Genomic DNA, 25,412 nt, shown 5'->3' on the forward strand with positions numbered 1-25,412 from the left:
ATGCTTTTAATTTGAGATTTCATGACTATCTAGCTTATTATCAATGATCCTATCGAAGTAATCTTTTACAAAAGCTTTTGCAGCTAAGATTATTTCGTCCATTTCAGGAGTTTTTTCTGAAGACAATAAATTCTTACGCAGCGCCTTATCCTTAATATCATAGATGCCCGATACGTTATTTCCATCGAAAATACAGATATAATCACCCATCAAAAATTGGTATTGCCCAACTCCATGCTTTAAAACAAATGGTTTTTCTTTCTGAATAGTATCGGTTAAACTTCTCCCCCAACTTCGGAAGGGCTTTTCGTATCCTATGAGATCAAGCAAAGTAGGATAAATATCCATCTGCTGTGCCAAATCTTTATTAACACCTTGTAAATTGTATTTCGGACTAAAGAATAGAATGGGTACCACATTGCGGTTTATAACTTTGTAAAATTCTTCTCCGTAATGAATCTGATTCCCGTGATCACTCGTAATGACAAATATGGTATTGTCATACCACGGCTGCTTTTTAGCCGACTCAAAAAACTTTTTAAACGCGTAATCTGTATAGCCCACCGTTTGGTGCATAGGCACATATCCCTTCGGAAATTTCCCTTTATATTCCTTCGGAATTACATAAGGCTCATGTGAACTTACCGTAAAAACAGTGCTAAAAAATGGTTGTGGTTGAGTATTGAGAGTTTGAACCATATACTGCAAAAATGGCTCATCCCAAATCCCCCAAGATCCGTCAAAGTCGTCATCATTATTGTATTCTTCCATTCCGAAGTAATGATCAATACCTAAAATAGTGGCAAAGCCCTGAAAACCCATAGAACCATTGGGCGCTCCATGGAAAAATGACGTCTCATATCCTATAGATTTGGTCGTAGAAACTAAAGATTCAATTGGCTGTTTTGAATAGGCAGAGGACGTAAAAGCATCGTCAAATGACGGAATTCCAGCTAAAACAGATGACATCCCGTGAATTGACTTTTTTCCATTTGCAAAAGCATTCGGAAAGATCAAACTGTATTGTGCCAAAGAATCTAAAAAAGGTGTAAAACTTTCAAAATTTTCAATGCCCACATCTTTGTTGAATGCACCTAGATATTCTCTCGAAAAACTTTCAGTAATGATCACAACTATATTTGGACTTGTTGGTGGATTATTGTGATATTCTTTTATTGGCTTAACATATTTTTCTATGGTTCCCTCCGGAAGCGAATAGTTTACTTTTTTAAACGAATTGGCCGTAAACGTTCTAATAAATGCAAAGGGTGTATTTAAAACAAGATCTGAGTGCTCTACCTTATCAACATGCCTACTTGCGTCTACCATATTGATAGGGCGGGTACTCTTTTTAAAATCGCCCCCTCTAATCCCACCAACTACTAATACACCTACAATTCCGAAGAAAAGAAGCGAACTGCCCAAATAAACCCAACCATTACGCAGAATAGGTACTGGTGTGACACGGTACTTTTTATAGAGCACAATCCACAACCAACTCACACATATAAACAAAAGAAAAACGTGCCAATAGTCAATCCCAAATCGCAAAAACATCCGCCCTTTATTTTCTTCGTTTTCGAGCACGTTCAAAACAGTTCTTGTGGTACGACTAAAATTGTATTTGTAATAAATAAGATCTACAAAATTAAGGGCGTAGGCAAATAAATTAAATACAAAATACACGTAAAAAAGCAGCTGTTGATACCAGATCCTCGTATTTATAAATAAAGGAAACAGTGATAAAAATATAAACAACAAGTTTACATATAATATGGCCGTTGTATCAAAAGTGAGTCCGTAATAGGATAGTTTAAAAAATTGCCCGATAGAATCGACCTGCAACAAGTCCTGATTGTACATTAAAAACAGTAGGCGAGCAATAAAATAGAACACATACGCAAGAAGTATTCTGTAAAGAAATACGCCGTACTCTTGTTTGCGTGTTAAGAACTTCATGAAGTGTTTGTTAATTCGTGCAAAGAAATGAAATTATTTAATCTCTGTATAACTTTTGGAAGAATAGAACGCAGAGATGCCGTACTATATGCTTCGTCATTCCTCAAAAAAGAAATACTTTTGCAGCAGACTGAAAGTCGTCCGCATGTTTGAATTCACCATCATTGTCCCTGTCTACAACGAAGCCGAAAATTTAGAACGGGTGGAGCATGCGCTTGCGGCTTATCTAAAGGTAGCTATTAAAAAAACACAGGTCCTCTTTGTCAACGATGGCTCAACCGATAGTAGTGGGACGTATTTAAAAGAAATTTGCAGCAGGAATGAAGCCTTCCATTTTATAGAATTTACTAAAAATAGCGGTCTTAGCGCAGCCATAAAAGCAGGGTTTGATACTGTTGAAACGCAATGGTTGGGATATATGGATTCTGATCTGCAAACAGCACCAGAAGATTTTAATTTACTATTGGCGCATACCCAAAACTATGATCTGATCACGGGAGTTCGCAGTGACCGGAAAGATAGTTATATAAAAAACATCTCATCAAAGATCGCCAACAGCATTCGCAGAGCCTTTACTAAAGATGGCATGGATGACACTGGTTGTCCGCTAAAAGTGATCAAAACAACCTATGCTAAGAATATACCTATGTTTAGAGGATTACATCGGTTTTTACCCGCCATGGTCCTTCTTCAAGATGGTAAAATTCTTCAAGTTCCTGTTCGTCATTTTCCGCGTACCGCTGGAACTGCCAAGTTTGGAGTTTGGAACCGACTCTTAGGCCCCTTGGTAGATTGCTTCGCTTACCTCTGGATGAAGCGCAAATACATTCGTTACGAGATAAAAGACAAAGGATGAATGATTGGATCGTTTATGGCATCGGATTTCTAGCGCAAACGCTTTTTTCGGCACGATTTATTATACAATGGCTGCTTTCAGAAAAAAAGAAACGCATCGTTACACCTTCTTTGTTTTGGTATTTGGGTCTCGGAGCTGCACTTTTACTTTTTGTCTATGGATATTTGAGAAGTGATTTTGCCATTATGCTCGGGCAAGTGATCACCTATTTTATTTATATCAGAAATCTACAATTACAAGGTGAATGGCAAAAACAGACCAAGCTTTTTCAGTGGTTTATATATATCATTCCCTTTGTTAGTTGGTCCCTTATCTTTATTGAAGGAAATGTTTCTTGGAGCGAGCTGATCTCTTCGGAAGAGATTCCTTTATGGCTACTTGTATTAGGCATTGTATCGCAAATTCTATTTACCTTACGCTTTGTGTACCAGTGGATCTACAGTGAAAATCGAAAGCGTTCACACCTACCCCTTGGATTTTGGTTGATGAGCCTGTTAGGCTCTTCGCTAATTCTTGTCTATGGCATGTTCCGAAAAGACCCCGTCTTGATCGTAGCCCATCTATTTGGTCTTATCTTGTATCTTCGCAGCATTTATCTTTTAAAGAACCAAAAAGATGACTAGATCGATACACCCCATAGTTCTAATAGTCATTGCTTGTATCGCTATTTTCTTTTCGCATCTCGATGCACTCTACGTCAATATCATGGAAGCTCGTAATTTTATTGCAGCAAGAGAAATGTTGACCGATAATAATTGGATCCTTACCACTCTCAACGGGCAAGCACGATATCAGAAACCTCCGTTACCTACATGGTTCACCGCAATTTCAGGAGCTATATTTGGCATAAAGAATATCGCTGCCTTACGATTTCCAGCCGCCCTTGCTGCGCTCTTGCTTTCGCTTACTACATATAAATTTTCATTAAAAATAACCGTCAACAAAACACTAGCACTTGTAAGCTCTCTGGTGCTATCTACTTCTTTTTTAATTGTTTTTACTGGGAGAAACGGACAATGGGACATTTTTGCATATGCCTTTATGATGCTGTGTCTTTATCAACTTTATCAACTCCTTACGGTAAAAAGCCATCAGTACAAACATGCCTTGCTTGCCGCACTTTTTTTAGGACTATCATGCATAAGCAAAGGCCCTGTTGCGGTCTATACGCTGCTACTACCCTTCTTAGTTGCCTACGGAATTATATATTCTTTTAAAAACTTAAAGCAAATTGTCATACCCATCGTTATTTTTATCCTGCTTGGCACGGCCCTCGCCTCTTGGTGGTATCTCTATGTCTATCTCAATGATCCCTCCGAACTTGTAGCGATCACAACTCGTGAAACTGCCAATTGGACAAATTATAATGTACGCCCATTTTATTACTATTGGAGTTTTTTTAGCCAGAGTGGTGTTTGGACAATTCCCGCGTTTATCGCGCTGCTATATCCCTATCTTAAGGATCGTGTAAGTAACAAAAAAGGCTATCAATTTACCTTGTTATGGACCCTATCAGCGGTTGTTTTATTATCAATCATCCCAGAGAAAAAGACACGCTATCTATTGCCAGTATTAATTCCTCTTGCCTTAAATACGGCCTATTATTTGGAATATCTCTTCGGAAATTTTAAAAATCTTAAAGACAAGCGCGAAACCCTACCCGTTTATATAAACTTTGGTATCATCGGTCTCGTTGGAATCGCTTTTCCTATTGTGGGTTGGTTCTTTCTGAAAGATCAACTTAACGGAAACTGGCATTGGTTTGTTTTATTGTCAGTGGCTTTATTTGTCATTAGTATTTATTTGCTTCGGAAGTTATTTATAAAGCAGATACAAGCTGTTTTTTACGCCACTATTGGTTTTATAGCCGCTGTGATGTGTCTTGGATTACCCTTATCACGCCTCATTGTGATCAACGACAATTATAAACCGCTTTCCAAAATTAGTAATTGGGAACAAGAGAACAGCCTTCAAGTCTATGAGTATTCCGTGGTCGCTATTGAGATGGTTTGGGACTACGGTAAAAAATTGCCAGTAATAGAGCGAGACGGCGAGATTGTTATTCCTTCCGCAGAAACCTTTGGCGTGCTCGTTTCCGAAGAACAAAGAACAAACTTCCTCAAAACCTTTCACAATTATACGGTTGAAAAAGTCACCCGATATGATATGAATACGGCAAAATTGGGAAGTAAATCACACAGAACCCGCTTGTGGCGAGACCTATACCTAGTTACGAAATAGAAAATCGGTTACGAAACCAAGCTTGTATTTTATAAAACAGGAACCCAATTATACTTCCGAAAAACATACCAGTAACAATATCTAAGGGATAATGTACGCCAACATAAATACGGCTGTACGCCACAAAAACAGCCCAAAACAGCAAAATAAAGACAAGATATTTATAATAAGGTTTTAGTAGAAGCCCAATAAAAACAGCTGCTGCCATGGAACTCGATGCGTGAGCTGAAAAATAACCATAAGCGCCACATCGATCGGCAACAAAGCGAATACTTGTTCGCAATGCTTCAACCTTGCAGGGACGCGGACGTACAAAGTGATATTTAAACAAGTTTGACAACTGATCTGAGGCCGTGATCATAAGCGCTGCTGATACGGCGATCACCAACGTGGACTTCCAGCCGTAGTGTTTATAAACCAAATAAAGTAATACAGCATACATAGGGATCCACGACCATTTTAAGGTCACAAATCGCCAAAAACCATCCCATGATGAGTTCCCGAGTCCGTTGAGAAACTGGAACAATTCTGTGTCATATTTGAGTAATTCTTCAATCATCTTCGTATCGCGCTACTTCCCTATCGTAGAATTCGGTTGCTTCACGAATGTAGTTTTCGGTTTCCGTTTCTAGTTCTTTTTTATCGTGGTTGTCAAATTCTTCAAACCACTCTACTTCATCATTCTCCAAGTTTATGATAAAACGAGGAAATTCGGTATGAATTACAAATATAGCCGTTGGATGATCTGTATTATCGCCTAAAATATATTTTGGTAAGGTCATAAGTTCTTGTTTTTAAATGTTTTTAACCGTCGGATTTGCAATTAACTGTTTTGAAAGATAGTTAAATCTAATGAACAGCAGTATTGCCGAAACTGTAAGTCCGGCGAGCAAGCCCCACCAAATTCCAGCGCTACCGGCATCGGTATACATGCTTAAATAATACGATATTGGAAACCCGACCAACCAATAAGCAATAAATGTGATCACTGTTGGTATTTTTACGTCTTGCATTCCGCGTAATGCTCCCAAGGCGACAACCTGCAGGGTATCGCTAATCTGAAAAACAGCGGCAATAAGCAATAATTGCGCAGCTATTGCTGCTACTTCAGTGTTGTCAAGAAACTCGAGAGGGTTATCGTAATCGAGATAGATCTTTGGCATTACCTCGTTAAAAAGTAAAAAGACAGTCGCAAATACCACAGCAAAAATAAGGGAGATTAAAAACATAGAAAAGGCGATACGTCTAAGTTCTATAAAATTGCTTAATCCCTTTTGATTTCCAACACGGATCATTGCTGCCACACTGAACCCCATGGCTACCATAAAGGTCATGGAAGATAAATTTAACGCAATCTGGTTTGCGGCTTGCGGATTTTTTCCTAAAATTCCGGAAAGCCAGATAGCCGCTGTAAAAATTGCCACTTCGAAAAACATTTGTAAGGCCGAAGGCATCCCTAAATTGTATACTTTTTTAAGCATGGCTTTAGAGAGCGTAAAAAATTTAATATGCGTTACGTAGGCCTTCGATTTGTCTTTTCTGGCGAGAATAAACCAGAGATATAAAACCATGATCACCCGCGATGCTAAGGTTCCAATGGCCGCGCCAACAACTCCCATTGCCGGTGCACCAAACTTTCCGAAGATAAACATATAGTTTAACACCACGTTTACCACATTGGCAACAATAGTAGCGTACATAGGATAACGGGTCATTGAAAGACCATCACTGAATTGCTTAAACGCCTGAAAAATGATCAAGGGAACTAATGAAATAGCCACTAAATTCAGGTAAGGCATGGCGAGTTCAACCACCTCGGGAGGTTGCTGCATTGTATGCATAAGAGGTTTAGCCATAAATACAACCAAAAACAAAGCGATCCCTAACATGGTGCACAAAAACAATCCGTGCTTAAAAGCAGCTTTGCCGTTGTCAAAATTACCTTCGCTATCGGCTTCTGCCACCAACGGTGTTATTGCCGTTGAAAAACCAATCCCAAGAGACATTGCAATAAACATAAAACTATTCCCCAGAGAAACTGCGGCGAGTTCTGCTGTCCCTAATTGACCAACCATGATATTGTCAACAAGCGCTACCACTGTATGACCCAACATTCCAAGAATAACTGGTGTGGCCAAACGGATATTATAATTGAACTCTTTGGTATATGCTTTTAAAGACACAGTAGTTTTTTATTAGGGCGCAAAGGTAAAAAACAGAACGCGCAATTTCTGTAATCTTATGTTTATTTAAACAACAAAAAGACGATTGTAATTGATCTTTTTAAAAACGTAGTCGTCTTTGTGACAAGAACGTATATTGCAAGGCCAAAGTAAAAGTTGTACTTTTAATTTTACTAAAAAACAGAACATGCAATCTACTGCCATGACGCCCGACGCCTATATTGACGCCTTACCTAAAGAACGAAAAGAAGTCATTACAAAGCTGAGAAATTCTATTTTAGAGAATCTACCATCAGGCTTTGAAGAAACGATGAATTATGGAATGCTTGGTTATGTGGTACCTCACAGTAAATATTCAAATGGGTATCATTGTGACCCTTCACTTCCTTTACCGTTTATAAATCTTGCATCACAAAAGAACCATATTGGCTTTTATCATATGGGTATTTATAGCGACCCAGAACTTATGGATTGGTTTGTTGCAGAATACCCCAAGCACGTAAGTACAAAACTTGATATAGGAAAAAGCTGTATCCGTTTTAAGAACATGAGTAAAATCCCGTATGAACTATTGGGAGAATTAGTTTCAAAAATGACCGTCGATGATTGGATCGCGCGTTATGAAAGTGTTATAAAAAAATAAGTATCTCGCCACAATCTGCCTTTCAACGTTTTATAAAAGCTCCCGATCTTATTTTAACTTCGGAAGGTTTTAAGTACGCACCTTTTATTTTTTCCGAAGAAATAACAACACCAAAAACGATACATGATATTTCTGAAATCATGCTCGGCAAACAGGCTGAGTATTACTTTCAGCAATATTTGGAAGCTTCCCAGCGATATAAACTAGTGGCGCACAATATTCAAATTCAAGGCAACACAGAAACCTTAGGTGAGTTAGACTATTTGGTATATGACCAATTGACCAAGCATCACTGTCATATTGAACTAGCGTGTAAATTTTATTTGTACGACGCGCGAATGTCTTCGGAATACGAACGATGGATAGGACCAAATAGGAAAGATAGTTTATATGATAAAATAAATAAGCTGGCATCAAAGCAATTTCAGATGCTGTTTGCTTCGGAAACAAAACCGACACTCACTACTTTGGAGATCGATTCTGAAAAAACGATACAACAGCTATGTTTAAAGGCTTTTCTATTTCTTCCCAAGGGAATGGAGGTTTCTAGTCTTTCGGAAAGTTTTAGAAAATGTGTCGTTGGCGAATGGTTGCATTGGAATGACTTCCGAAGTGAAAATAACAGTGACACACTGTATGCAATCCCAGAAAAGAAACAATGGCTTGACCCGCCTGAAAATTGTACCAATTGGCGTTCCTATTCAGAAATAAAAAAAATCATAGAAACAAATACAATGAACCGTAAAGCCACATTAGTCTATGCGAAAACCAACGAAGCAATACGGCTCTTTTTTATAGTTTGCTGGCATTAAAAAACCTCCTTCTAAACATCTTTCCAAATCTAAAAAGGAGGTTTACTCACCAAACTATGTAGTAAACTAAACATGAAACTACAAGACAATTAATGAATATTAACTGTGATATAAAGAAACAAAAGGTTGCTTGAATTTTGGATAATGCCTATCAACGTTTACCATTCTCTTCAGCAAAAAACTAAATAGTCTTTAAGGAAGTAACATATTGCGAGGGCGTTTTAGCTACCATTTTTTTAAACGACTTATTAAAGGTGACCTTATTATTAAAACCAACTTGGTATGCTACTTGAATGATGCTCAATTTATTTGAATCATCTTGCAGGATAGCCATGGCTTCCGCAATGCGGTATTTATTCATTAACTCAAAGAAATTGAGCCCGAAGTGTTCATTAACCACTTGAGAAGCATTATGGCGCGTTGTTTCCATAAGTTCTGCCAGTTTCTCAAGATTGATATCACTTTGTCTATATACCTTTTCTTCGTTCATCAACGAAACCAATTTATCCCGCAGTTCTACTGATAAACTAGGTGTAAGCCCAGATTTCTTATACTTGTAGAGAATGACTGGATCTACCAATGTGACCTTTCCTTTAAAAATTTCTGGTTGTGCATAAGCGATATAGGCGACATAGAAAACAAGGGCTGCCATTACAAAAGTTTGCAAATGCGCCATAGCAGGAAAACTAAAAGCTGTTGTGATAGATGCACCGTAGAAGATATAGGCAATTACATATACGATAAAAATCGCGATGATGTTACGTTGCCATAATTCAGATGCTTTGTGTTTCTTGGAACTATTTTCCAGACCACTTTTATAGAGTCTGTATGTAAAAAAGGCATAAACGCTTAATGATATGATCTTCACTACAATAATAGTATTGGTTCCCGGTAAGAGGTTGTTCTTTTGATCTAACAAAACATTAAATTTCTCTAAAGACGACATCCCGTAATAAGGAAGCAGATAAAACAGCAAGATTGCAGACGGAATTAAATGCAACAGATCTGACCACTGAAGTTGATGCTTTTGAATAATTCGCTTAAAGTAAAAATATAACAACGGCCCATACAAGAACGAAAACGTGGTTGACACATACAGCGTGTTAGGAAATGCGTATTGATAACCGCTTACATAAATACAGCGATGGATTAAAAATAGACAATGGAAAAGAACAAAAAGTCCAATTAGGAGACTCCCAATATGATCTGTTCCGCGGCGTGTATTTATAACAAGGAAAATAAAGAATCCCAGAAAACCAGCATATAAACAGAGCATTACCATAGGTGACAAACTACCAATAAAGGTGTTCTTTAAAGCCATAAAGGATTCGCTATCCTTAATAGGTTCAAAAAGATGATCATTGAGAATTGACAGGTCTCCTGTAAGAGACATATAATTAATTATGCTTTTGGAAGCTAAACGAGCCTGATCATTTGCAGCATATTCTAAAGCTTGATTTTTATAATCTTCGGCTGTAGGAACAGTTTGCGAATCCAAAATAAAAGTTTCATCTATTGAAGCGCGACTATTTCCATAGGCTATCATGGTGCTCATAAGCACCAAAACACCCAGAAGGAAGCGTGTAATAACCGATGTAAACTGTTTAACCAAATTTGAAATGTTTATAACAAGATACTATATGTATCCTATTTTCAACTGGCTGAAGGTAAATTCCGATAATAATTTACCGTATTAAAGTGTAACAATTAAATGATTGTCTTTCCTTCTACGGTAATTTTAGAACCCTCGGCCAGCATAACCGATTTCGGTTTTAATGTAGACAATGCATCAAATTCGGTGCCATAGACCTTTCCGAAATCAACATCAATATTGTATGATTTTATATCATAAGCATCCCAACGCGGGTGGGTTACTTCATATTGGGTGGTTTTTGTAGCAGATTGTTTACTATAACCCCAGTAGTGCTCCGTAATAAATTCGGTTTCAGATTGCTTCGGAATGGGCTTGGTATGAATATCGGAAATAATACTGAATCGCTGCCAATCATTTTTTGTTTGCCATGAATACTCGGTGTGCATATCACAGCCTATGGTTTCCCAGCGATGTTTCATCTTCCGTGTTTCATAGTGCTCATTATACAGGGTATTGGCTACAAATGAAATTGCTGCTTTAGGGACGATCTCTTTGATAAAAACAACGCCTCTTTTCCAGATATCACGGTCTTTGTACCGCACATAGAACCGTAAATTAACTTCTTCAAAGTTTTTGTGAAACGGGATTGAAATCCCAAACATTTTTGTGTTTAAGAATCGGAAGCCCACTAAACTTACATAGCAGGTATTATTGTATAGATCAATTTCAGTTCCCTTAGGAAGAAATGGTTGCAAAATTTTCTGGTCGATCTCATAATTCGCCAGCGCTAAACGTCTCCATTCTGCATTCAGAAAAGACATATTTATTTTTTTAGATTGGTCATCTCGGTTTTTGTTCCGTAAGTATCCATAAGATAGATAAGACTTGCCATAGCTGCTCCACCTAATTCTAATTCACGCTTATTAACAGCATCAAAAGTGTCGTTTTCGGCATGATGGTAGTCAAAATAACGTTGTGAATCTGGACGAAGTCCGGCTAGTACGAGTCCGTCGTCTTTCAACGGACCAATATCTGCGCCGCTGCCTCCCATAGTAAAACTGTGGATAAGATAGGGTTCAAATAAAGCGCTCCATGATTTTACTTGCTCAAAATTAGCCGCATCGGTATCGAATGAAAAACCACGAGGTGAAAAGCCTCCCGAATCACTTTCAAGAGCAAAAATATGATCCTCCCCTTTTAGCTTAGCCTGTTCGGCATATTTTCGTCCACCGCGCAAGCCATTTTCTTCATTCATAAATAAAACAACGCGAATGCTGTGTTTTGGTTTGTAGTTGATCTCCTTCAGCAATCTTAAAACTTCCATAGACTGAACACAGCCAGCCCCATCATCGTGTGAGCCATCTCCCAGATCCCAAGAATCTAAATGACCGCCAACTACCATATATTTGTTGGGGTAAACAGAACCAGTGATCTCACCTATCACATTAAACGACTCAACATCTGGAAGCGTTTTGCAGGTCTGTTTAAAGTAAAAAGCCAGATCAGGTTGGATCTTGAGGGCTCTACTTAGGTAATCTGCACCATTAGTACTAATAGCACAAGCTGGAATGCGCTGACTTATAGGAGTATCTCCATAGCCCATTGATCCCGTATGTGGAAAATCGTCGTTGCGTAAATTCATTGAACGAACCACAACACCAACAGCACCATATTTTGCTGCTTCTGCGGCACCAGCGTATCTTTGATCAACACAGCCGCCATAAGCCTCAAATGTATTGATAAGATCTGCTTTCATAGGTCTATTAAAAAACACGATCTTTCCTTCAATTTGGTCTTTTCCGTAGCGTTCGAGATCCTCTATACCTTGTACTTCGATCACGTTTGCTTTTAAACCTCCGTCTGTTGTAGCTACGGAACCACCCAATGCACAAATATTTGTAACCGATGTCCGACCAGGAGCTGTTTCAATATACGCGTACTCTTTTACACCTCGAGTCCATTTTGGAACCATTACTGGTTGCAACCAGACTTTATCTAAGCCCAGTTTTTCCAGTTCGGCCTGTGTATATTTTACTGCTTGTTCTGCTTGAATAGAACCAGACAATCTTCCACCGATCTCGTTAGAAAGATGGCTAAGCCATTCGTAACTTTTTCCGTTCAGTAAGGCCATGTCGTAAATAGTACGCATGGTTGTTGAGTCTTTTACGTTTACTTGCTGCGAAAACCCTTCCGAAGCAAACAGTAAACATAAGGCAATGAGAAATAATTTTTTCATGGGTGCAAATTTGTTGTTAGCAACTTTCAGAAAACATAGCAGAGGCTATTCGTTTTCCAATCGTGCAATAAACTCATCAATACGAGCCTTTACTTTTGGGTCTAATTCTGGTTCTTTGATGTCTTTGTATTGTTGTAACTCTTGTAACATAATACTCGCAACCATAAGACGTGCCGAAGACTTATCGTCTGATGGAATAACATACCAAGGCGCGTGTGGTTTTGACGTTCTGTTTAAAATATCCTGGTAGCAGTTCATATATGCAGGCCACAGGTCACGTTCATCCAAATCTCCTGCCGAAAACTTCCAGTTCTTGCTCGGTTTATGCAAACGACGTAATTGTCGGTTTTTTTGTTCTTCTTTAGATAAGTTCAGGAAAAATTTAAATATGATGGTACCATTTTCGGCTATGGTCTTTTCAAATTGATTGATTTGATCAAAACGTTTATCCCAAAACGTGTTATTTACGTCGTTCACGCTATGAACATGTGGTAAATTTTCACCCAGAATATATTCGGGATGTACACGTGTTACAAGCACATTTTCATAGTGTGTTCTATTAAAAACACCAAACTTACCACGAGCGGGTAAAGCTATATAATGTCTCCAAAGGTAGTCGTGTTTTTTTTCTAATTCGGTAGGCACCTTAAAGCTATGAACAACGACGCCACGAGCGTTAAAATCTTTAAAGACTTCTCGTATCAGACTATCTTTTCCAGCCGCATCCATACCTTGTAAACATACAAGAACCGCATATTTTCCATGTGCGTATAGCGTATCTTGCAATTTGCCCAATTTTTCTCGCGTTTCTTCAAGTGCTTCCTCTATTGTATCTTCGGAAGCTTCCAGATCGACAAACGTTTTAGTGTTAGCGATCTCTATTTTTTCTGAAACTTTATAGTCGGATATAATAATCTCTTTCATCGTTTTCTATTTACTGGCGAATAATTTCACGTCATCTTCGCTTACTTCGGAACCCCCTAAGATAATAAGTCTTTCTACTACATTTCGCAATTCCCGAATATTTCCAGTCCAATCGTATGCCTGTAATCTTTTGACGGCCTTATCTGAAAATTTCTTCGGTGCGGTTCCATGTTCGTTAGCGATTCGGTTTGAAAAATAGTCTACCAGCAAAGGAATATCTTCTCTTCGGTCGTTTAGTGCGGGCACATCAATTAAGATCACGGCCAGGCGGTGATAGAGATCTTCTCGGAAGTTTCCTTCTTCGATCTCCTTTTTTAAGTCCTTATTTGTAGCTGCTACAATACGTACATCAACCTTAATATCTCGGTCACTACCAACACGTTGTACTTTGTTCTCTTGAAGCGCGCGCAATACTTTAGCTTGCGCAGATAAGCTCATATCTCCTACTTCGTCTAAAAAAATAGTTCCACCATTGGCCGCTTCAAATTTACCAGCTCTATCTTTATTGGCTGATGTAAAGGCACCTTTTACGTGCCCGAACAATTCACTTTCAATAAGTTCACTAGGAATAGCAGCGCAATTCACTTCAATCATAGGCCCTTTTGACCGGTCACTTTTTTGATGGATCCAGTGCGCAACAAGTTCTTTTCCAGTTCCGTTCGGTCCGGTGATAAAAACGCGCGCTTCGGTAGCTGCTACTTTTTCGATCATATCTTTGATATGCATTATCCCTTCCGATTCGCCTATCATCTCATAATTTTTACTCACCTTCTTTTTGAGACGTGTATTTTCTACAACAAGCTCTTTTCGGTCTAGAGCAATACGTACTGTATTGAGTAATCTGTTGAGATCTGGCGGCTTTGAAATATAGTCAAAAGCACCCAAACGCATTGTATTTACAGCAGTATCAAGATCGCCATGACCAGAGATCATCACCATAGGAATTTCGGGTTTGATCTTTTTTACAGCTTCCAGCACTTCAACGCCGTCCATTTTTGGCATTTTAATATCACAGAGAACTAAGTCGAAATCTTCTTTTTTAATAAGTTCAATCCCTGCTAGTCCGTCTTCGGCCTCGGAAACGATATACGAATCATTTTCTTCGCTTAAAATTTTTACCAATACGCGTCGTATGGCAGCTTCATCTTCAATTATCAGTATTTTTGACATATTTAGTATTTGAATTTTAAACCCGCTCTAAAGTATAACGAATTATCTTCATTTATTATATAGGCTGTTTCTCTGTTATTATCTCGCAAGCGGAATTCGGTATAAATTGTATGAGCACCATAACCGTAAAACAGCAAATGATCTGTAAAGTAGTGTTCATATCCTAAACCAGCAATAACCGTGGTCATTGAAACATTTTCAGCTGGCTTTCCATTCACTATAATGTTCTCTTGCAAATTTCCGAAGAAATTATCTAATGTTACATATGCTTGTAAGGCATCTTTGTGGCTATCATTTAAATAATGGCGCACATTTGTTTTGGGAACACCCAAGGTATAGGTCCAATTTGGACGAAACTCTCGATAATAATTAATTAGTGGCAGAGGATAATTTCTACCAGGTGTTGTTGAATACGTCAATCCTAAAATAAGACGCCACGGGGTATTGATTGTGTCATTTTTCCTATCTTTTATAGCATAGATGCCTCCTTCAAAAATATAATCATCTCCTGAAGGACCATCTTTGAGATTTGAAGCGATCCTGCCGCCCATTTTCCCGCCAAGGACCCAATCATTCTCTATTCTTTGAACATAGCCAACATAGGCGTCCATACGCTGAACAGAGCTAATGATCTTTGGATCAAATGGCACTTCATCCTGAATATCAATACTGTGATATCGATATTCTAATCCTACTACAAAAAAACTTGTAAGTTCTTTGTTTAGCGGAATTGGTGCTTGTGCAAAAACGCGATACCTGCTAATACTATTATTAGATTTTGAGAACGGAATATGCAGATATTCTACTCTAGCGAGATCGGTTGACTGTGCTACGGATTCCAGATTTATGGCTATCAGCACAAGAAAACTAAGGATACAATTTTTCATAAAGGTTAAAAGAAACTTTTTCAATTAATCATCTTCCATTTTGGAAGAAGTGTTTGGCACGTCTTGAGTGCCGAAAATATGTACATCCCGCTGTGGAAAAGGTATTGTAACATTATGCTCACGAAAGAGCATATCTATGGTAAAACGTATTTCGCTTTTTATACGTGGGTCGGTAAAACTATCATTTATATAGAAATAAATTCCAAAATCTAATGATGAATCGCCAAAATTTTCAAATAAAACAAAGGGTTTAGGTGATTTTAAAACACCTGCCTGCTTGGCAACACTTTCAAGAAGTAATTCTTTTACTTTGGCAGTATCACTTCCGTAGGCAACACCAACTTGCACACTCTCCCTAGTGGTTCGTCTATTTTGAGTATAATTGTAGATGGTGTCTGTTATAAACTTGTGATTAGGAATAATAATTATCTTATCATCCCTAGTAACTGCACGTGTAGTACGTAATTTTATATCTATTACCCGACCTACTTTACCCTCTATTTCAACAATATCACCAACTAATAATGATTTATCGATAATGATAAATATACCACCAATAACATCTTGAAATAACTCCTGAAGTGCAAGCCCCAAACCTACCAACAGGGCTGCAGAGGCTGCCAAAAAGGGTGTCACATTAACACCTGCAAAACTGAGTACGGCAAATACTACAACTATATAAACGAGGTATTTAATAAATTTAAAGACACTAATGAATTTAGATTTATCATTGGTATCCATTTTGCGCGTAAAGAGCGTACGCACCATCTTAAGTAAAAAGCTAGAGATAATAAAGGAGACCAAAATTAAGAGAATGAGGCCCACGGTAATATTGATCTGCTTATCACCCTCACCAAAGTGAAACCCAAGGTTTAACACTTCTTTGATGATTCCCCAAATATCCTCCTTAACTACTTCCTCTATTTTTTCGGTAACGTTTTCTTGCACCTATCTTAATATTTTAACCATTTAAGGATCTCTTTATAGCTTGCTTTTTTACCGTACATCAAAATACCTACACGGTAAATCTTTGCGGCGAACCAAACCGTAGCCATAAATGTAGCAAATAATATGACTACCGACAGTATTTGTTGCCAAATTGGAACACCAAAAGGTATACGCATTAACATAACTACCGGAGAAGTAAATGGTATATAAGAAAACACCTGTGCTACTGTACCATGCGGATTGTCAATAACGGTAAAAAACCCAACATAAACTGCTAAAATAAGTGGTAATAATACAGGCATCATAAATTGTTGTGTATCTGTTTCACTATCAACTGCAGCTCCAATAGCTGCATACATAGAAGCATATAACAGATATCCACCAATAAAAAAGAACAAGAACATAACAACCAAATTGGTTATGGGTAAGCTATCAAAGACCAATTGACCTTGTGCCACTATATTCTCCATTCCCCCTTCTCCAGCAGCTTGAGCCAAAGCCTGCTGCTGCGGTGTTTCGATAGTGGAAGTGTCTACACCAAAAATGGCAGGTATAATTACAGTGAGCGCGCCTATAAGGATCGTCCACATTAAAAATTGCGTTACGCCCGCTAAAGAAGTTCCAATAATCTTCCCAAGCATTAGTTTGATAGGTTTTACTGAAGAAATAATAACCTCAATAATCCGACTCGTTTTTTCTTCAATAACACTACGCATAATCATATTTCCGTAGATAATAATAAACATAAACAGGAGATATCCTGCAAGGCCACCAAAGATCAATTTACTTAGGCCTATTATTTCTGAAGTTTCTTCACCTTTATAGGTTTCAAGATTTGCTTTTACCCGAATACGGAGTTTGTCGATCACTTCGGAATCAATTCCGGCTTCACTCAAAGCAAGAGAATTTACCTTGGTGTAGAGGATATCCTCCACATTATCGAGTACGGTAATAGATGGTGAGTCTTCCGAATAAAATCGAATGGAGTGCTCAAAAGCAGCAATACTATCTGTTTTCGGAATATACAACAAGCCGTAATTTTCGTCTTTTTGAGCCGCAGCTTTTGCTTCTTCAAGGGTTTGTCCTTCGATATAATTATAGGTTATATTGTCGGTACTTTTAAATTCTTCAGTAAATAATCCACTTTCGTCAAGCACCGAAATGACGCGTACATCGCTATTGTTCAGGCTAGATAAATAAGCCACGAGCGTAAAGATCCCTACAAAGATCAAGGGCGTCAAAAATGTCATGATAATAAAGGATTTGTTACGAACCTTATTGAGATATTCTCGTTTAATTATAAGTGGTAAATGATTCATAGCGTCTTTATTAATTGTTATTTACCGTTTCAATGAATATGTCGTTTGCTGAAGGAATCACCTCCGTAAAATGCGTGAGCTGTCCTTTGGATGTCAAATACCCAACCAGTTCATTGGCCGATACATTTTCAGGAATTTGAATTTTGTATTGTAGCTCGTTATGGAGCGTTTTAAACGTAGCAGGCGACAGTGTAAATTTTTCGCTTAATTCTGAAACCACTGCTGCTTGTTCTTGAGTTATTAAACCTACTTCGTATGTATTGGATCGATATGCCCGTTTTATGTCGAGTAAATTGCCATCCAATATTTTGTTTGATTTATGGATCAAGGCGATATGATCGCACATTTCTTCAACAGATTCCATGCGGTGGGTCGAAAAAATAACAGTCGCACCATCTTCCCTAAGTTGCAGTATTTCATCCTTGATTAAATTCGCATTAATTGGATCGAAACCGCTAAAGGGTTCATCAAAGATGAGAAGCTTGGGCTGATGTAAAACCGTTACCACAAACTGAATCTTCTGAGCCATCCCTTTTGAAAGCTCTTGAATCTTTTTATTCCACCAATCTCCAATGTCTAATCGGTCAAACCAATATTTGAGTCGTTCCTTAGCTTCAGATTTTGACAGGCCTTTTAATTGAGCCAGATATAAGGCCTGTTCACCCACCTTCATAGACTTATAAAGACCTCGCTCTTCAGGCAAGTATCCAATATATCTAATATGATCGGGTTGCAATGGTTCACCATCTAGTATAATAGAACCACTATCAGGCATTGTTATTTGGTTGATGATACGTATCAGGGTTGTTTTTCCAGCACCATTCGGACCTAAAAGCCCAAAAATACTCCCTTTTTCAACTTCGATAGAGACATTATTAAGTGCTGTGTAACTTCCAAACGACTTTGAAACGTTGTTTGCTACTAATATTTTTTCCATGTTTATTTTTCAAAAGCGACGTAAAGATATTGTTTTGCTACGGATGCTTCACGGCTATTAAGACTATTTTAAACTATTTGTATTACAAAGAACATCATTGTTACACCAATAAAAAAAGAAGTGCCATAAAAAACAAAACCCACCCTCAATTTGCATTGTAGGGTGGGAAAAAAATTGCTATGAAAAAGAAAAATTACCGCTTTTAAGAAAAGCGATAACCAAATATAGGTAAATTATTTTTAATTAACGTTTTTTTAAGAAAACATATCTTTTACTTTCTCAAAAAAGGATTTGTCCTCTTTTTCTGGTCTTGGCTGAAAGTTTTCATCACCCGTCATTTTTTCAAAAAAGTCCTTTTGCTCTTTTGTTAAGGTCTTTGGTGTCCAGACATTTACGTGAACTAAAAGGTCTCCTGTTCCATAGTTATTTATACTCGGAATTCCTTTATTTCGTAAGCGTAATATCTTTCCACTTTGAACTCCTGGCTCTATTTTAATACGCACTTTTCCTGTAACTGTATCAATTTCTTTTGAACCTCCCAAGACAGCCTCCGCAAAACTAATATAAAGATCGTAGTGCAGATTATCACCTTCACGTGATAAAGTATCGTGTGGCAATTCTTCAATTGCAACCAATAGATCTCCGGCAATTCCATTCCCTGGTGCATCATTTCCTTTACCAGAAACTTTAAGTTGCATTCCTTCTACAACGCCAGCAGGAATTTTAATAGAGACAGTTTCTTCGGTAGTGAGCATCCCTTGATTATCTGCATTAGCGGGCTTTTTGTCGATTGTTTGACCGCTTCCACCACAGGTACTGCACGTAGCCGATGTTTGCATACGTCCTAAAATAGTATTCTGAATGCGGGTTACTTGTCCGGCTCCATTACAGGTTGTACACGTTTTAAAGCTAGTGCCTTGCGCTACTTTCTTGCGTTTTACTTTGATCTTCTTCTCAACGCCATTGGCAATTTCCTCCAAAGTAAGTTTAACGCGAATTCGCAAATTACTTCCTTTGATGGTCCTTCTTCCACCGCCGCTAAAACCACTAAAGCCACCAAAGCCACCACCACCGAAAATATCACCAAATTGGCTAAAAATATCATCCATGTTCATGCCGCCACCGCCAAATCCGCCTCCACCTTCAAAGGCTTGATGCCCGTATTGATCGTAGCGTGCTCTTTTGTTGGGATCACTTAAAACCTCATAGGCCTCAGCTGCTTTTTTAAATTTTTCTTCTGCAGTAGAATCGCCAGGGTTCTTATCTGGATGATGTTCAATAGCCTTTTTCCTGTAGGCCTTTTTAATTTCTGCTTCTGAAGCACCTTTTGAGATGCCTAATAATTCGTAATAATCTTCTTTCATAACTTAGTTTCCAATCACTACTTTAGGATAGCGAATAATTTTCTCACCAAGGGCGTACCCTTTTTCAACTACATCTATTATTTTACCTTTCATATCTTCGGAAGGTGCCGGAATCTGCGTGATCGCTTCATGATCATCCGCATTGAAAACTTGTCCAACTTCAGTTTCTACAACCTCCAAGCCTTTTTGTCGCAAGGTTTCCTTTAATTTATTACTTATAAGAGTCATCCCCTGAACATGTACATCATCTTCCTCCCCACTGTACTCATTTAACGCACGATCAAAATCATCTAAAACTGGTAACATGGCAGTAATCACACTTTCTCCGGCCGTTTTAAACAAATCAATTCGTTCTTTGGCTGTACGTTTTTTGTAATTTTCAAATTCAGCAAAAAGACGCAGGTAGCGATCTTTTTCGAGCTGCAATTCTTTTTCAACAGTCTCAAGCTGGCTAATCTCAGAAGATTCTGATGAATCTTTCCCTTCAGTTTCTATATGGTTTTCAGTATGCGCATCGTTCATTTCATCATTAACGATGGCATCTTGATCTTGTAATTCACTCTTTTTGCTCATAAATCGCATTATTTTAATCTTTTCAGAAGGAAGCAAAAGTACTGCCATTTCTGTAAAAATGTCAAAATGTCACAACGTAATTTATAATTTATTTAAGAGAAAGCGATTAACAGTTATCTATTTTCGTTCCTATAACCATTAACAAAACAATTTTATGACAAATTCAATAATACGATTGGCGCTAGTAGCCTTTATAGGCTTTCAATTTACGGCCTGTAAAAACGCGAATAAGACAGAGGAAAACATGGAAACTCCCGACGCAGCTACTGCTTCTGCAGCTGCCGACATTTTTTCTGTAGACACCGAAACTTCTTCCATCAATTGGGAGGGTAATAAACCGACGGGAAAACACCTTGGAACGATCAACTTAGCCTCTGGCGAATTGGCCGTAGAAAACAGAAATATCCAATCAGGTAATTTTGTGATCGACATGAAATCTATTAAAAACACCGACCTAGAAGGCGACTCTAAAGCCAATTTAGAGGCACATCTTATGGGTACTGTTGAAGGAAAAGAAGGTGACTTTTTTAATGTAAATCAATATCCTACTGCTACATTCGAACTTACGAGTGTAGAAGGTGAAGGCGGGAAGGTCACTGTCAATGGAAATTTAACAATCAAAGACAAGACTAATCCTATTTCCTTCCCAGCTATTGTTTCCTTTCCTGGAAATACTATTTTTCTTAAAAGTCAGGAATTTACAATCGATCGCACCAAATGGGGTGTAAACTATGGTTCTAAGAATATTTTTGACAATTTAGGAGATAAGTTTATCAATGATGAAATTAAACTGACCATCGAATTGCACGGAAACAAGCAATAAGTCTAAAAAGACATATAAAAAATGCGCGATGACAATTCTCATCGCGCATTTTTTTTATAGTAGATCGTCTAATGCATGTGCAACATTAATGTACGAAAAATTGAATCCTTGTTCTTGTACTTTTGCCGAACTTACCAATTGTCCGTCAAGCGCCAATGTGGCCATTTCACCTAAGAGAAATTTTATCATAAAACCAGGAACATGAGGCAACCATAAAGGTTTGTTTAATTTTGAAGCGATCTGCTGAGTGATCTTCTTATTGGTAACTGGATTGGGCGATACGGCGTTATATACGCCTTCTAGCTGTGCTTGTACCGTAAAAACATACATTGCTGCAATATCTTTAATATGGATCCATGAGAGCCATTGTTCACCATCGCCAAGTGGCGCTCCCATATTGTAGCGTATAGGTTTGGCCATTTGTGGAAGGGCTCCTTCTTTAGAATCTAGCACCACACCCGTTCGTAATTTTGCGACATCGATCCCTAGGGACGAAAATTGATCGGCCGCAGCCTCCCAGGCAATTACTACTTCAGCTAAAAAAGTAGTATCAATAGCTTCACTATCTTCAAAGTAAAGCATTGTTTTAGAATTTGGATAAATGCTTACACCACTGGCAGAAATATAATGACTCACTTGATGCTCATTTTTTTCTAAAAACCGATACATCAAACCAGCTGTATTCACTCTACTTTCTAAAATTTCTTTTTTGTATGCCTTGGTCCATCGTTTGGAAATACTAGCCCCAGCCAAATTGATAATAACTGAAACACCATCAAATGCATTTCCGTCTATTTCATTCTTAGCGGGATTCCACAAAAAGCCTTTATAATTAGGTTTATTCTCTATCTTTTCGGACCTCGTGGTTAAATAGTGTACATCAATATTCGCATTTTGGCATTGACGTACTACTTCGCTACCTATTAAACCCGTTGCTCCGGCAATTAAAATTTTCATGCTGTTTTTACTTTAAATTTACAGCTTAAATCGTCCTTCTACAAGGACATTAACGGAAGATTAGTAATTGGTTGAGTGTTGTATGTAAAGCAGCAAGATAGAAGGCCAACATGTTTTGCCAAATGCTCCAAATATTGATTTAGTAATTTAATTTTTAGTAGCTCGAAGCATTTCTCTTTTGCCAGGAGGTCCTGGAAGACGCTCTACCTTAAACCCAACGGTTTGCATGGCTCTGCGAACACTTCCTTTGGCCGCATAGGTAACTAATACTCCACCTATTTTTAGCGCATTAAACATCCGCAAAAAGATCTCTTCGGTCCAAAGTTCAGGTTGCACCCGCGCACCAAAAGCGTCAAAATATATAAGGTTATATGTGTTTTCTTCGGAAATTTCTGAAAAGAATTGTTTGCGCTTCCGAAGATTGAAAAATGTAGATAATTGCACTTGATCTCCCCACGGAACGCTATGCATTTGGGTTAACATTTCCGAAGGCATATTTAACTCTGAAGTATAATTTAGCCCTTCTACTTCCAAAGCGGAAACAGGATAAGCTTCAATACCCGTATAATCAATACCCCATGAATTAGTTTCCGCCTCGAGCTGCGTTAATAACGCATTAAGCCCTGTACCAAAACCAATTTCTAATATTGAAATTTGTTTCAGCTCTGCTTCAGAAAAAAAATGACGTAAACCTGTTTGAATAAAAACATGCTTCGCCTCAGCAATAGCACCGTGCTTTGAGTGATATTGTTCATCCCAATCTGGCAAATGTATGGTTACAGAACCATCACCAGTTGTAAGGAACTCACGCTTCACAATTTTATTCTTCAGGAACTAGAACCCCGTTAGAGATAACCGAAAGTGTTCTTTTTGGTTCAGTGATCGCAGCGATCTCATCAGCAGATTTACCAGCGTCTTCTGCGTAATGACGTTGTTCGTCAACACTCATCTCCTCAACAAATGCCATACCTTCTACAATCACCTCTTGCCCAGCAATGTCTTTTGGCATAAAAAAAGCATAATCCTTAAATTTGACCATCGCTTCTTCCTCGCCCATATCAAGACGCATCCAACAACCTTTACTCTGACATACTTCTTTTACCTTTGTGGTAAATTTAACAGGAACCGTATCTCCAGATTTTAGCGTGTTGAATTTCTCACTAATCTCTTGCATTGAGAGCACCTTGTCATCTGAGATCTTATCGCCAAACGACTGATAGTTTTGCGCAATCTCTTGAGATTCAACAGGAATTGTACTTTCTTTAGTTTTGTTGTTGCAACCAACGAACAGGATCGATAAAAGCAACAGGAAAAATAAGTTTTTCATAATGGGTTATTAACTATTATATAGTGTTTTAATATACTGCAATTTTAATAATTTTTGACCATTTTTTAGCATTAAAATTTTGAGTATTTTTGCGAAATATTAAACCAAGTAAATCACACACATGACAGAGACAAAATTAATTGTAGAAAAGGCAAGTAGATCAAGAGTAGGTGATGTTGATTTTGACAATCTTTCCTTCGGAAGTGTTTTCTCTGATCACATGTTTGAATGTGACTATAAGGATGGCGAATGGCGTAACCCAACGATCAAGCCATACGGCATGCTTACTATATCTCCCGGCGCCAAGGTGTTTCACTACGGACAAGCAGTTTTTGAAGGGATGAAAGCCTTTAAGGATGATGCTGGTGATGTGTTTCTCTTTCGTCCAGAAGAAAATTTTCTTCGTATCAATAAATCGTCTAAGCGAATGGCGATTCCTGAATTTCCTAAAGAAATTTTCTTTGAAGCTTTGAACACAATTGTCGATATGGACCGCGAATGGGTAAAACCAGGCTTTGGAAACTCACTCTACATTAGACCTTTTGCTATAGCAACTCAGGTAGGTGTTTCTGCTTCTCCATCAAACGAATATAAATTTATGATCCTCCTATCTCCTGCACAGGCTTATTACACAGGTGATGTACGAGTAATGATCGCCGAAAAATACAGTCGCTCAGCCGACGGAGGCGTTGGAGCAGCAAAAGCAGCAGGAAACTACGGAGCACAATTTTACCCTACCAATCTTGCAAAGGAGCAAGGCTTTCAGCAAGTGGTGTGGACCGATTCTAATGAACATAAATATTTGGAAGAAGCTGGAACGATGAATGTTTTTTTCCGAATCAACGACACCCTAATTACGGCGCCTACAAGCGATCGTATCTTAGATGGAGTGACCCGAAAAAGTGTTCTCAAGCTTGCTGAAAAAGCAGGTGTCAAAATAGACATTCGAAAATTAACCGTAAGCGAATTGATTGATGCAGCGAAAGATGGCTCCCTAAAAGAAATATTTGGAAGCGGAACTGCAGCCGTAATAAGCCCGGTAAGCGCCTTTAGCTATAAAGATATTGTTTACGAACTGGAAAAACCTTCCGATAGTTACGCTACACGCTTTAAAAAGGAGCTAATGGACATTCAATACAATGTTGCTGAAGATCCTTTTGGCTGGCGAGTAAAGGTTAAAAGTTTAGCAGTTGGTGCCTAAACACCTAAATCTCTAATCTTATTAAGATTCTAGTATTTTCTGAATATTTGGTTTAAAGTAGTTTGGCCCTTTTAAAACCTTACCGTCTTCACGATAGATCGGTTTTCCGTCTGCGCCTAATTTGCTCATATTGCTTCGTTGGATCTCATTGAAGACCTCTTCAATTTTATGTTGCATGCCGTGCTCAATGATCGTACCGCAAAGAATATAGAGCATATCCCCTAGTGCATCAGCTACCTCAACCAAATCATTATTGTTTGCGGCTTCCAGATATTCTTCGTTCTCCTCGCGCATAAGTTCGTAACGCAAAAGGTTTTTCTTTATATCTAACTGCGCTGTAGGCTTATTGTTGATCCCTAAACCAAATGCCGTATGAAATTCGTGTACAGCTGCTATCTTGTTTTTCATTTTTCTTATTTGTTTAATATTCAAAGCTATCATTTACCGCTAGTTTCACC

General features: G+C 38.2%; 26 protein-coding genes. 7 read left to right on the plus strand and 19 right to left on the minus strand.

What is annotated here, in order from left to right; translation table 11 throughout:
• Positions 1–6: 6 nt before the first annotated feature.
• The gene (locus ACY2RU_RS00775; protein ID WP_490136495.1) at positions 7–1,959 is read right to left on the minus strand and encodes an LTA synthase family protein; all 1,953 of its coding nucleotides are present in this window, start codon (positions 1,957–1,959) and stop codon (positions 7–9) included.
• 145 nt (positions 1,960–2,104) lie between these two features.
• On the opposite strand from ACY2RU_RS00775, the gene ACY2RU_RS00780 reads away from it, so the two are divergent.
• Genes ACY2RU_RS00780 through ACY2RU_RS00790 form a run of 3 tightly spaced genes read left to right on the plus strand, consistent with a single transcriptional unit; the run spans position 2,105 to position 5,056 of the window.
• A complete protein-coding gene (locus tag ACY2RU_RS00780; protein WP_490136496.1) occupies positions 2,105–2,815 on the plus strand; it encodes a glycosyltransferase in 711 nt (236 codons plus the stop codon).
• Complete coding sequence (locus ACY2RU_RS00785; protein ID WP_490136497.1) at positions 2,812–3,438, plus strand: lipid-A-disaccharide synthase N-terminal domain-containing protein; 627 nt, start codon at positions 2,812–2,814, stop codon at positions 3,436–3,438. Before ACY2RU_RS00780 ends, ACY2RU_RS00785 begins: the two co-directional genes overlap by 4 nt.
• Positions 3,431–5,056: an ArnT family glycosyltransferase gene (locus ACY2RU_RS00790; RefSeq protein ID WP_490136498.1), complete on the plus strand. Its 1,626-nt coding sequence runs from the start codon at positions 3,431–3,433 to the stop codon at positions 5,054–5,056. The genes ACY2RU_RS00785 and ACY2RU_RS00790 overlap by 8 nt, the downstream gene beginning before the upstream one ends.
• On the opposite strand, the gene ACY2RU_RS00795 is transcribed toward ACY2RU_RS00790, so the two are convergent.
• From ACY2RU_RS00795 to ACY2RU_RS00805, 3 genes are read right to left on the minus strand one after another with little or no spacing between them, the layout of a single operon-like run.
• On the minus strand, positions 5,046–5,615 hold the full coding sequence (locus ACY2RU_RS00795; RefSeq protein WP_490136499.1) for a phosphatase PAP2 family protein: 570 nt from the start codon (positions 5,613–5,615) through the stop codon (positions 5,046–5,048). The two genes, ACY2RU_RS00790 and ACY2RU_RS00795, sit on opposite strands and share 11 nt — an antisense overlap.
• Positions 5,608–5,838 (minus strand): DUF8828 family protein, encoded by a 231-nt coding sequence (locus ACY2RU_RS00800; RefSeq protein ID WP_490136500.1) that lies wholly within the window; start codon positions 5,836–5,838, stop codon positions 5,608–5,610. Before ACY2RU_RS00800 ends, ACY2RU_RS00795 begins: the two co-directional genes overlap by 8 nt.
• Positions 5,839–5,850: 12 nt before the next feature.
• Positions 5,851–7,239: an MATE family efflux transporter gene (locus tag ACY2RU_RS00805; RefSeq protein WP_490136501.1), complete on the minus strand. Its 1,389-nt coding sequence runs from the start codon at positions 7,237–7,239 to the stop codon at positions 5,851–5,853.
• 187 nt (positions 7,240–7,426) lie between these two features.
• On the opposite strand from ACY2RU_RS00805, the gene ACY2RU_RS00810 reads away from it, so the two are divergent.
• Complete coding sequence (locus ACY2RU_RS00810; protein WP_490136502.1) at positions 7,427–7,882, plus strand: DUF1801 domain-containing protein; 456 nt, start codon at positions 7,427–7,429, stop codon at positions 7,880–7,882.
• Positions 7,883–7,983: 101 nt separating this feature from the next.
• Positions 7,984–8,694, plus strand: coding sequence for a DUF1853 family protein (locus ACY2RU_RS00815; RefSeq protein WP_490137455.1), 711 nt, complete (start codon positions 7,984–7,986; stop codon positions 8,692–8,694).
• A 181-nt stretch (positions 8,695–8,875) separates the two neighbouring features.
• Here the strand turns inward: ACY2RU_RS00815 and ACY2RU_RS00820 are convergent, their stop codons facing one another.
• The 11 genes from ACY2RU_RS00820 to ACY2RU_RS00870 all read right to left on the minus strand — a co-directional run bounded on the left by ACY2RU_RS00820 (position 8,876) and on the right by ACY2RU_RS00870 (position 20,646).
• Positions 8,876–10,306 (minus strand): helix-turn-helix domain-containing protein, encoded by a 1,431-nt coding sequence (locus ACY2RU_RS00820; protein ID WP_490136503.1) that lies wholly within the window; start codon positions 10,304–10,306, stop codon positions 8,876–8,878.
• A gap of 95 nt (positions 10,307–10,401) precedes the next feature.
• Complete coding sequence (locus ACY2RU_RS00825; RefSeq protein ID WP_490136504.1) at positions 10,402–11,109, minus strand: YqjF family protein; 708 nt, start codon at positions 11,107–11,109, stop codon at positions 10,402–10,404.
• Between the two features lie 2 nt (positions 11,110–11,111).
• Positions 11,112–12,524 (minus strand): M20/M25/M40 family metallo-hydrolase, encoded by a 1,413-nt coding sequence (locus ACY2RU_RS00830; RefSeq protein WP_490136505.1) that lies wholly within the window; start codon positions 12,522–12,524, stop codon positions 11,112–11,114.
• A 45-nt stretch (positions 12,525–12,569) separates the two neighbouring features.
• Positions 12,570–13,448 (minus strand): PPK2 family polyphosphate kinase, encoded by an 879-nt coding sequence (locus ACY2RU_RS00835; protein WP_490136506.1) that lies wholly within the window; start codon positions 13,446–13,448, stop codon positions 12,570–12,572.
• 6 nt (positions 13,449–13,454) lie between these two features.
• Positions 13,455–14,618 carry a sigma-54-dependent transcriptional regulator gene (locus ACY2RU_RS00840; RefSeq protein ID WP_490136507.1) on the minus strand — a complete coding sequence of 388 codons (1,164 nt, stop codon included), beginning with the start codon at positions 14,616–14,618 and terminating at the stop codon, positions 13,455–13,457.
• Positions 14,619–14,620: 2 nt separating this feature from the next.
• Positions 14,621–15,505, minus strand: a complete 885-nt coding sequence (locus ACY2RU_RS00845; RefSeq protein ID WP_490136508.1) for a DUF6268 family outer membrane beta-barrel protein — start codon at positions 15,503–15,505, stop codon at positions 14,621–14,623.
• A 24-nt stretch (positions 15,506–15,529) separates the two neighbouring features.
• A complete protein-coding gene (locus ACY2RU_RS00850) occupies positions 15,530–16,453 on the minus strand; it encodes a mechanosensitive ion channel family protein (RefSeq protein WP_490136509.1) in 924 nt (307 codons plus the stop codon).
• 5 nt (positions 16,454–16,458) lie between these two features.
• Positions 16,459–17,772 carry an ABC transporter permease gene (locus tag ACY2RU_RS00855; RefSeq protein WP_490136510.1) on the minus strand — a complete coding sequence of 438 codons (1,314 nt, stop codon included), beginning with the start codon at positions 17,770–17,772 and terminating at the stop codon, positions 16,459–16,461.
• A gap of 10 nt (positions 17,773–17,782) precedes the next feature.
• Positions 17,783–18,709 (minus strand): ABC transporter ATP-binding protein, encoded by a 927-nt coding sequence (locus ACY2RU_RS00860; RefSeq protein WP_490136511.1) that lies wholly within the window; start codon positions 18,707–18,709, stop codon positions 17,783–17,785.
• Between the two features lie 254 nt (positions 18,710–18,963).
• On the minus strand, positions 18,964–20,073 hold the full coding sequence (dnaJ, locus tag ACY2RU_RS00865) for a molecular chaperone DnaJ (RefSeq protein WP_490136512.1): 1,110 nt from the start codon (positions 20,071–20,073) through the stop codon (positions 18,964–18,966).
• A 3-nt stretch (positions 20,074–20,076) separates the two neighbouring features.
• Positions 20,077–20,646 (minus strand): nucleotide exchange factor GrpE, encoded by a 570-nt coding sequence (locus ACY2RU_RS00870; protein WP_490136513.1) that lies wholly within the window; start codon positions 20,644–20,646, stop codon positions 20,077–20,079.
• Positions 20,647–20,800: 154 nt separating this feature from the next.
• On the opposite strand from ACY2RU_RS00870, the gene ACY2RU_RS00875 reads away from it, so the two are divergent.
• Entirely contained in the window at positions 20,801–21,469 is a 669-nt protein-coding gene (locus tag ACY2RU_RS00875) for a YceI family protein (protein WP_490136514.1), read from the plus strand.
• A gap of 54 nt (positions 21,470–21,523) precedes the next feature.
• Here the strand turns inward: ACY2RU_RS00875 and ACY2RU_RS00880 are convergent, their stop codons facing one another.
• The 3 genes from ACY2RU_RS00880 to ACY2RU_RS00890 form a co-directional block, all read right to left on the minus strand.
• Complete coding sequence (locus tag ACY2RU_RS00880; protein WP_490136515.1) at positions 21,524–22,426, minus strand: TIGR01777 family oxidoreductase; 903 nt, start codon at positions 22,424–22,426, stop codon at positions 21,524–21,526.
• A 147-nt stretch (positions 22,427–22,573) separates the two neighbouring features.
• Positions 22,574–23,242, minus strand: a complete 669-nt coding sequence (mnmC2, locus tag ACY2RU_RS00885; protein ID WP_490136516.1) for a tRNA (5-methylaminomethyl-2-thiouridine)(34)-methyltransferase MnmC2 — start codon at positions 23,240–23,242, stop codon at positions 22,574–22,576.
• Between the two features lie 4 nt (positions 23,243–23,246).
• Positions 23,247–23,753, minus strand: a complete 507-nt coding sequence (locus tag ACY2RU_RS00890; protein WP_490136517.1) for a DUF4920 domain-containing protein — start codon at positions 23,751–23,753, stop codon at positions 23,247–23,249.
• A 121-nt stretch (positions 23,754–23,874) separates the two neighbouring features.
• Here ACY2RU_RS00890 and ACY2RU_RS00895 point away from each other — a divergent pair, with 121 nt between their 5' ends.
• Entirely contained in the window at positions 23,875–24,954 is a 1,080-nt protein-coding gene (locus tag ACY2RU_RS00895) for a branched-chain amino acid aminotransferase (protein WP_490136518.1), read from the plus strand.
• A gap of 21 nt (positions 24,955–24,975) precedes the next feature.
• On the opposite strand, the gene ACY2RU_RS00900 is transcribed toward ACY2RU_RS00895, so the two are convergent.
• Positions 24,976–25,362: a pyrophosphohydrolase domain-containing protein gene (locus ACY2RU_RS00900; RefSeq protein WP_490136519.1), complete on the minus strand. Its 387-nt coding sequence runs from the start codon at positions 25,360–25,362 to the stop codon at positions 24,976–24,978.
• Positions 25,363–25,412 lie beyond the last annotated feature (50 nt).

It is taken from the genome of Ulvibacter sp. 2305UL32-6, from assembly GCF_058148545.1.

Excerpts from the sequence above, each read along its gene's own strand:
- ACY2RU_RS00775 (WP_490136495.1), bottom strand. The coding sequence starts at position 1,959 with ATGAAGTTCTTAACACGCAAACAAGAGTACGGCGTATTTCTTTACAGA.
- ACY2RU_RS00780 (WP_490136496.1), top strand. The coding sequence starts at position 2,105 with ATGTTTGAATTCACCATCATTGTCCCTGTCTACAACGAAGCCGAAAAT.
- ACY2RU_RS00785 (WP_490136497.1), top strand. The coding sequence starts at position 2,812 with ATGAATGATTGGATCGTTTATGGCATCGGATTTCTAGCGCAAACGCTT.
- ACY2RU_RS00790 (WP_490136498.1), top strand. The coding sequence starts at position 3,431 with ATGACTAGATCGATACACCCCATAGTTCTAATAGTCATTGCTTGTATC.
- ACY2RU_RS00795 (WP_490136499.1), bottom strand. The coding sequence starts at position 5,615 with ATGATTGAAGAATTACTCAAATATGACACAGAATTGTTCCAGTTTCTC.
- ACY2RU_RS00800 (WP_490136500.1), bottom strand. The coding sequence starts at position 5,838 with ATGACCTTACCAAAATATATTTTAGGCGATAATACAGATCATCCAACG.
- ACY2RU_RS00810 (WP_490136502.1), top strand. The coding sequence starts at position 7,427 with ATGCAATCTACTGCCATGACGCCCGACGCCTATATTGACGCCTTACCT.
- ACY2RU_RS00825 (WP_490136504.1), bottom strand. The coding sequence starts at position 11,109 with ATGTCTTTTCTGAATGCAGAATGGAGACGTTTAGCGCTGGCGAATTAT.
- ACY2RU_RS00830 (WP_490136505.1), bottom strand. The coding sequence starts at position 12,524 with ATGAAAAAATTATTTCTCATTGCCTTATGTTTACTGTTTGCTTCGGAA.
- ACY2RU_RS00835 (WP_490136506.1), bottom strand. The coding sequence starts at position 13,448 with ATGAAAGAGATTATTATATCCGACTATAAAGTTTCAGAAAAAATAGAG.
- ACY2RU_RS00840 (WP_490136507.1), bottom strand. The coding sequence starts at position 14,618 with ATGTCAAAAATACTGATAATTGAAGATGAAGCTGCCATACGACGCGTA.
- ACY2RU_RS00845 (WP_490136508.1), bottom strand. The coding sequence starts at position 15,505 with ATGAAAAATTGTATCCTTAGTTTTCTTGTGCTGATAGCCATAAATCTG.
- ACY2RU_RS00855 (WP_490136510.1), bottom strand. The coding sequence starts at position 17,772 with ATGAATCATTTACCACTTATAATTAAACGAGAATATCTCAATAAGGTT.
- ACY2RU_RS00860 (WP_490136511.1), bottom strand. The coding sequence starts at position 18,709 with ATGGAAAAAATATTAGTAGCAAACAACGTTTCAAAGTCGTTTGGAAGT.
- dnaJ (WP_490136512.1), bottom strand. The coding sequence starts at position 20,073 with ATGAAAGAAGATTATTACGAATTATTAGGCATCTCAAAAGGTGCTTCA.
- ACY2RU_RS00870 (WP_490136513.1), bottom strand. The coding sequence starts at position 20,646 with ATGAGCAAAAAGAGTGAATTACAAGATCAAGATGCCATCGTTAATGAT.
- ACY2RU_RS00875 (WP_490136514.1), top strand. The coding sequence starts at position 20,801 with ATGACAAATTCAATAATACGATTGGCGCTAGTAGCCTTTATAGGCTTT.
- ACY2RU_RS00880 (WP_490136515.1), bottom strand. The coding sequence starts at position 22,426 with ATGAAAATTTTAATTGCCGGAGCAACGGGTTTAATAGGTAGCGAAGTA.
- ACY2RU_RS00890 (WP_490136517.1), bottom strand. The coding sequence starts at position 23,753 with ATGAAAAACTTATTTTTCCTGTTGCTTTTATCGATCCTGTTCGTTGGT.
- ACY2RU_RS00895 (WP_490136518.1), top strand. The coding sequence starts at position 23,875 with ATGACAGAGACAAAATTAATTGTAGAAAAGGCAAGTAGATCAAGAGTA.
- ACY2RU_RS00900 (WP_490136519.1), bottom strand. The coding sequence starts at position 25,362 with ATGAAAAACAAGATAGCAGCTGTACACGAATTTCATACGGCATTTGGT.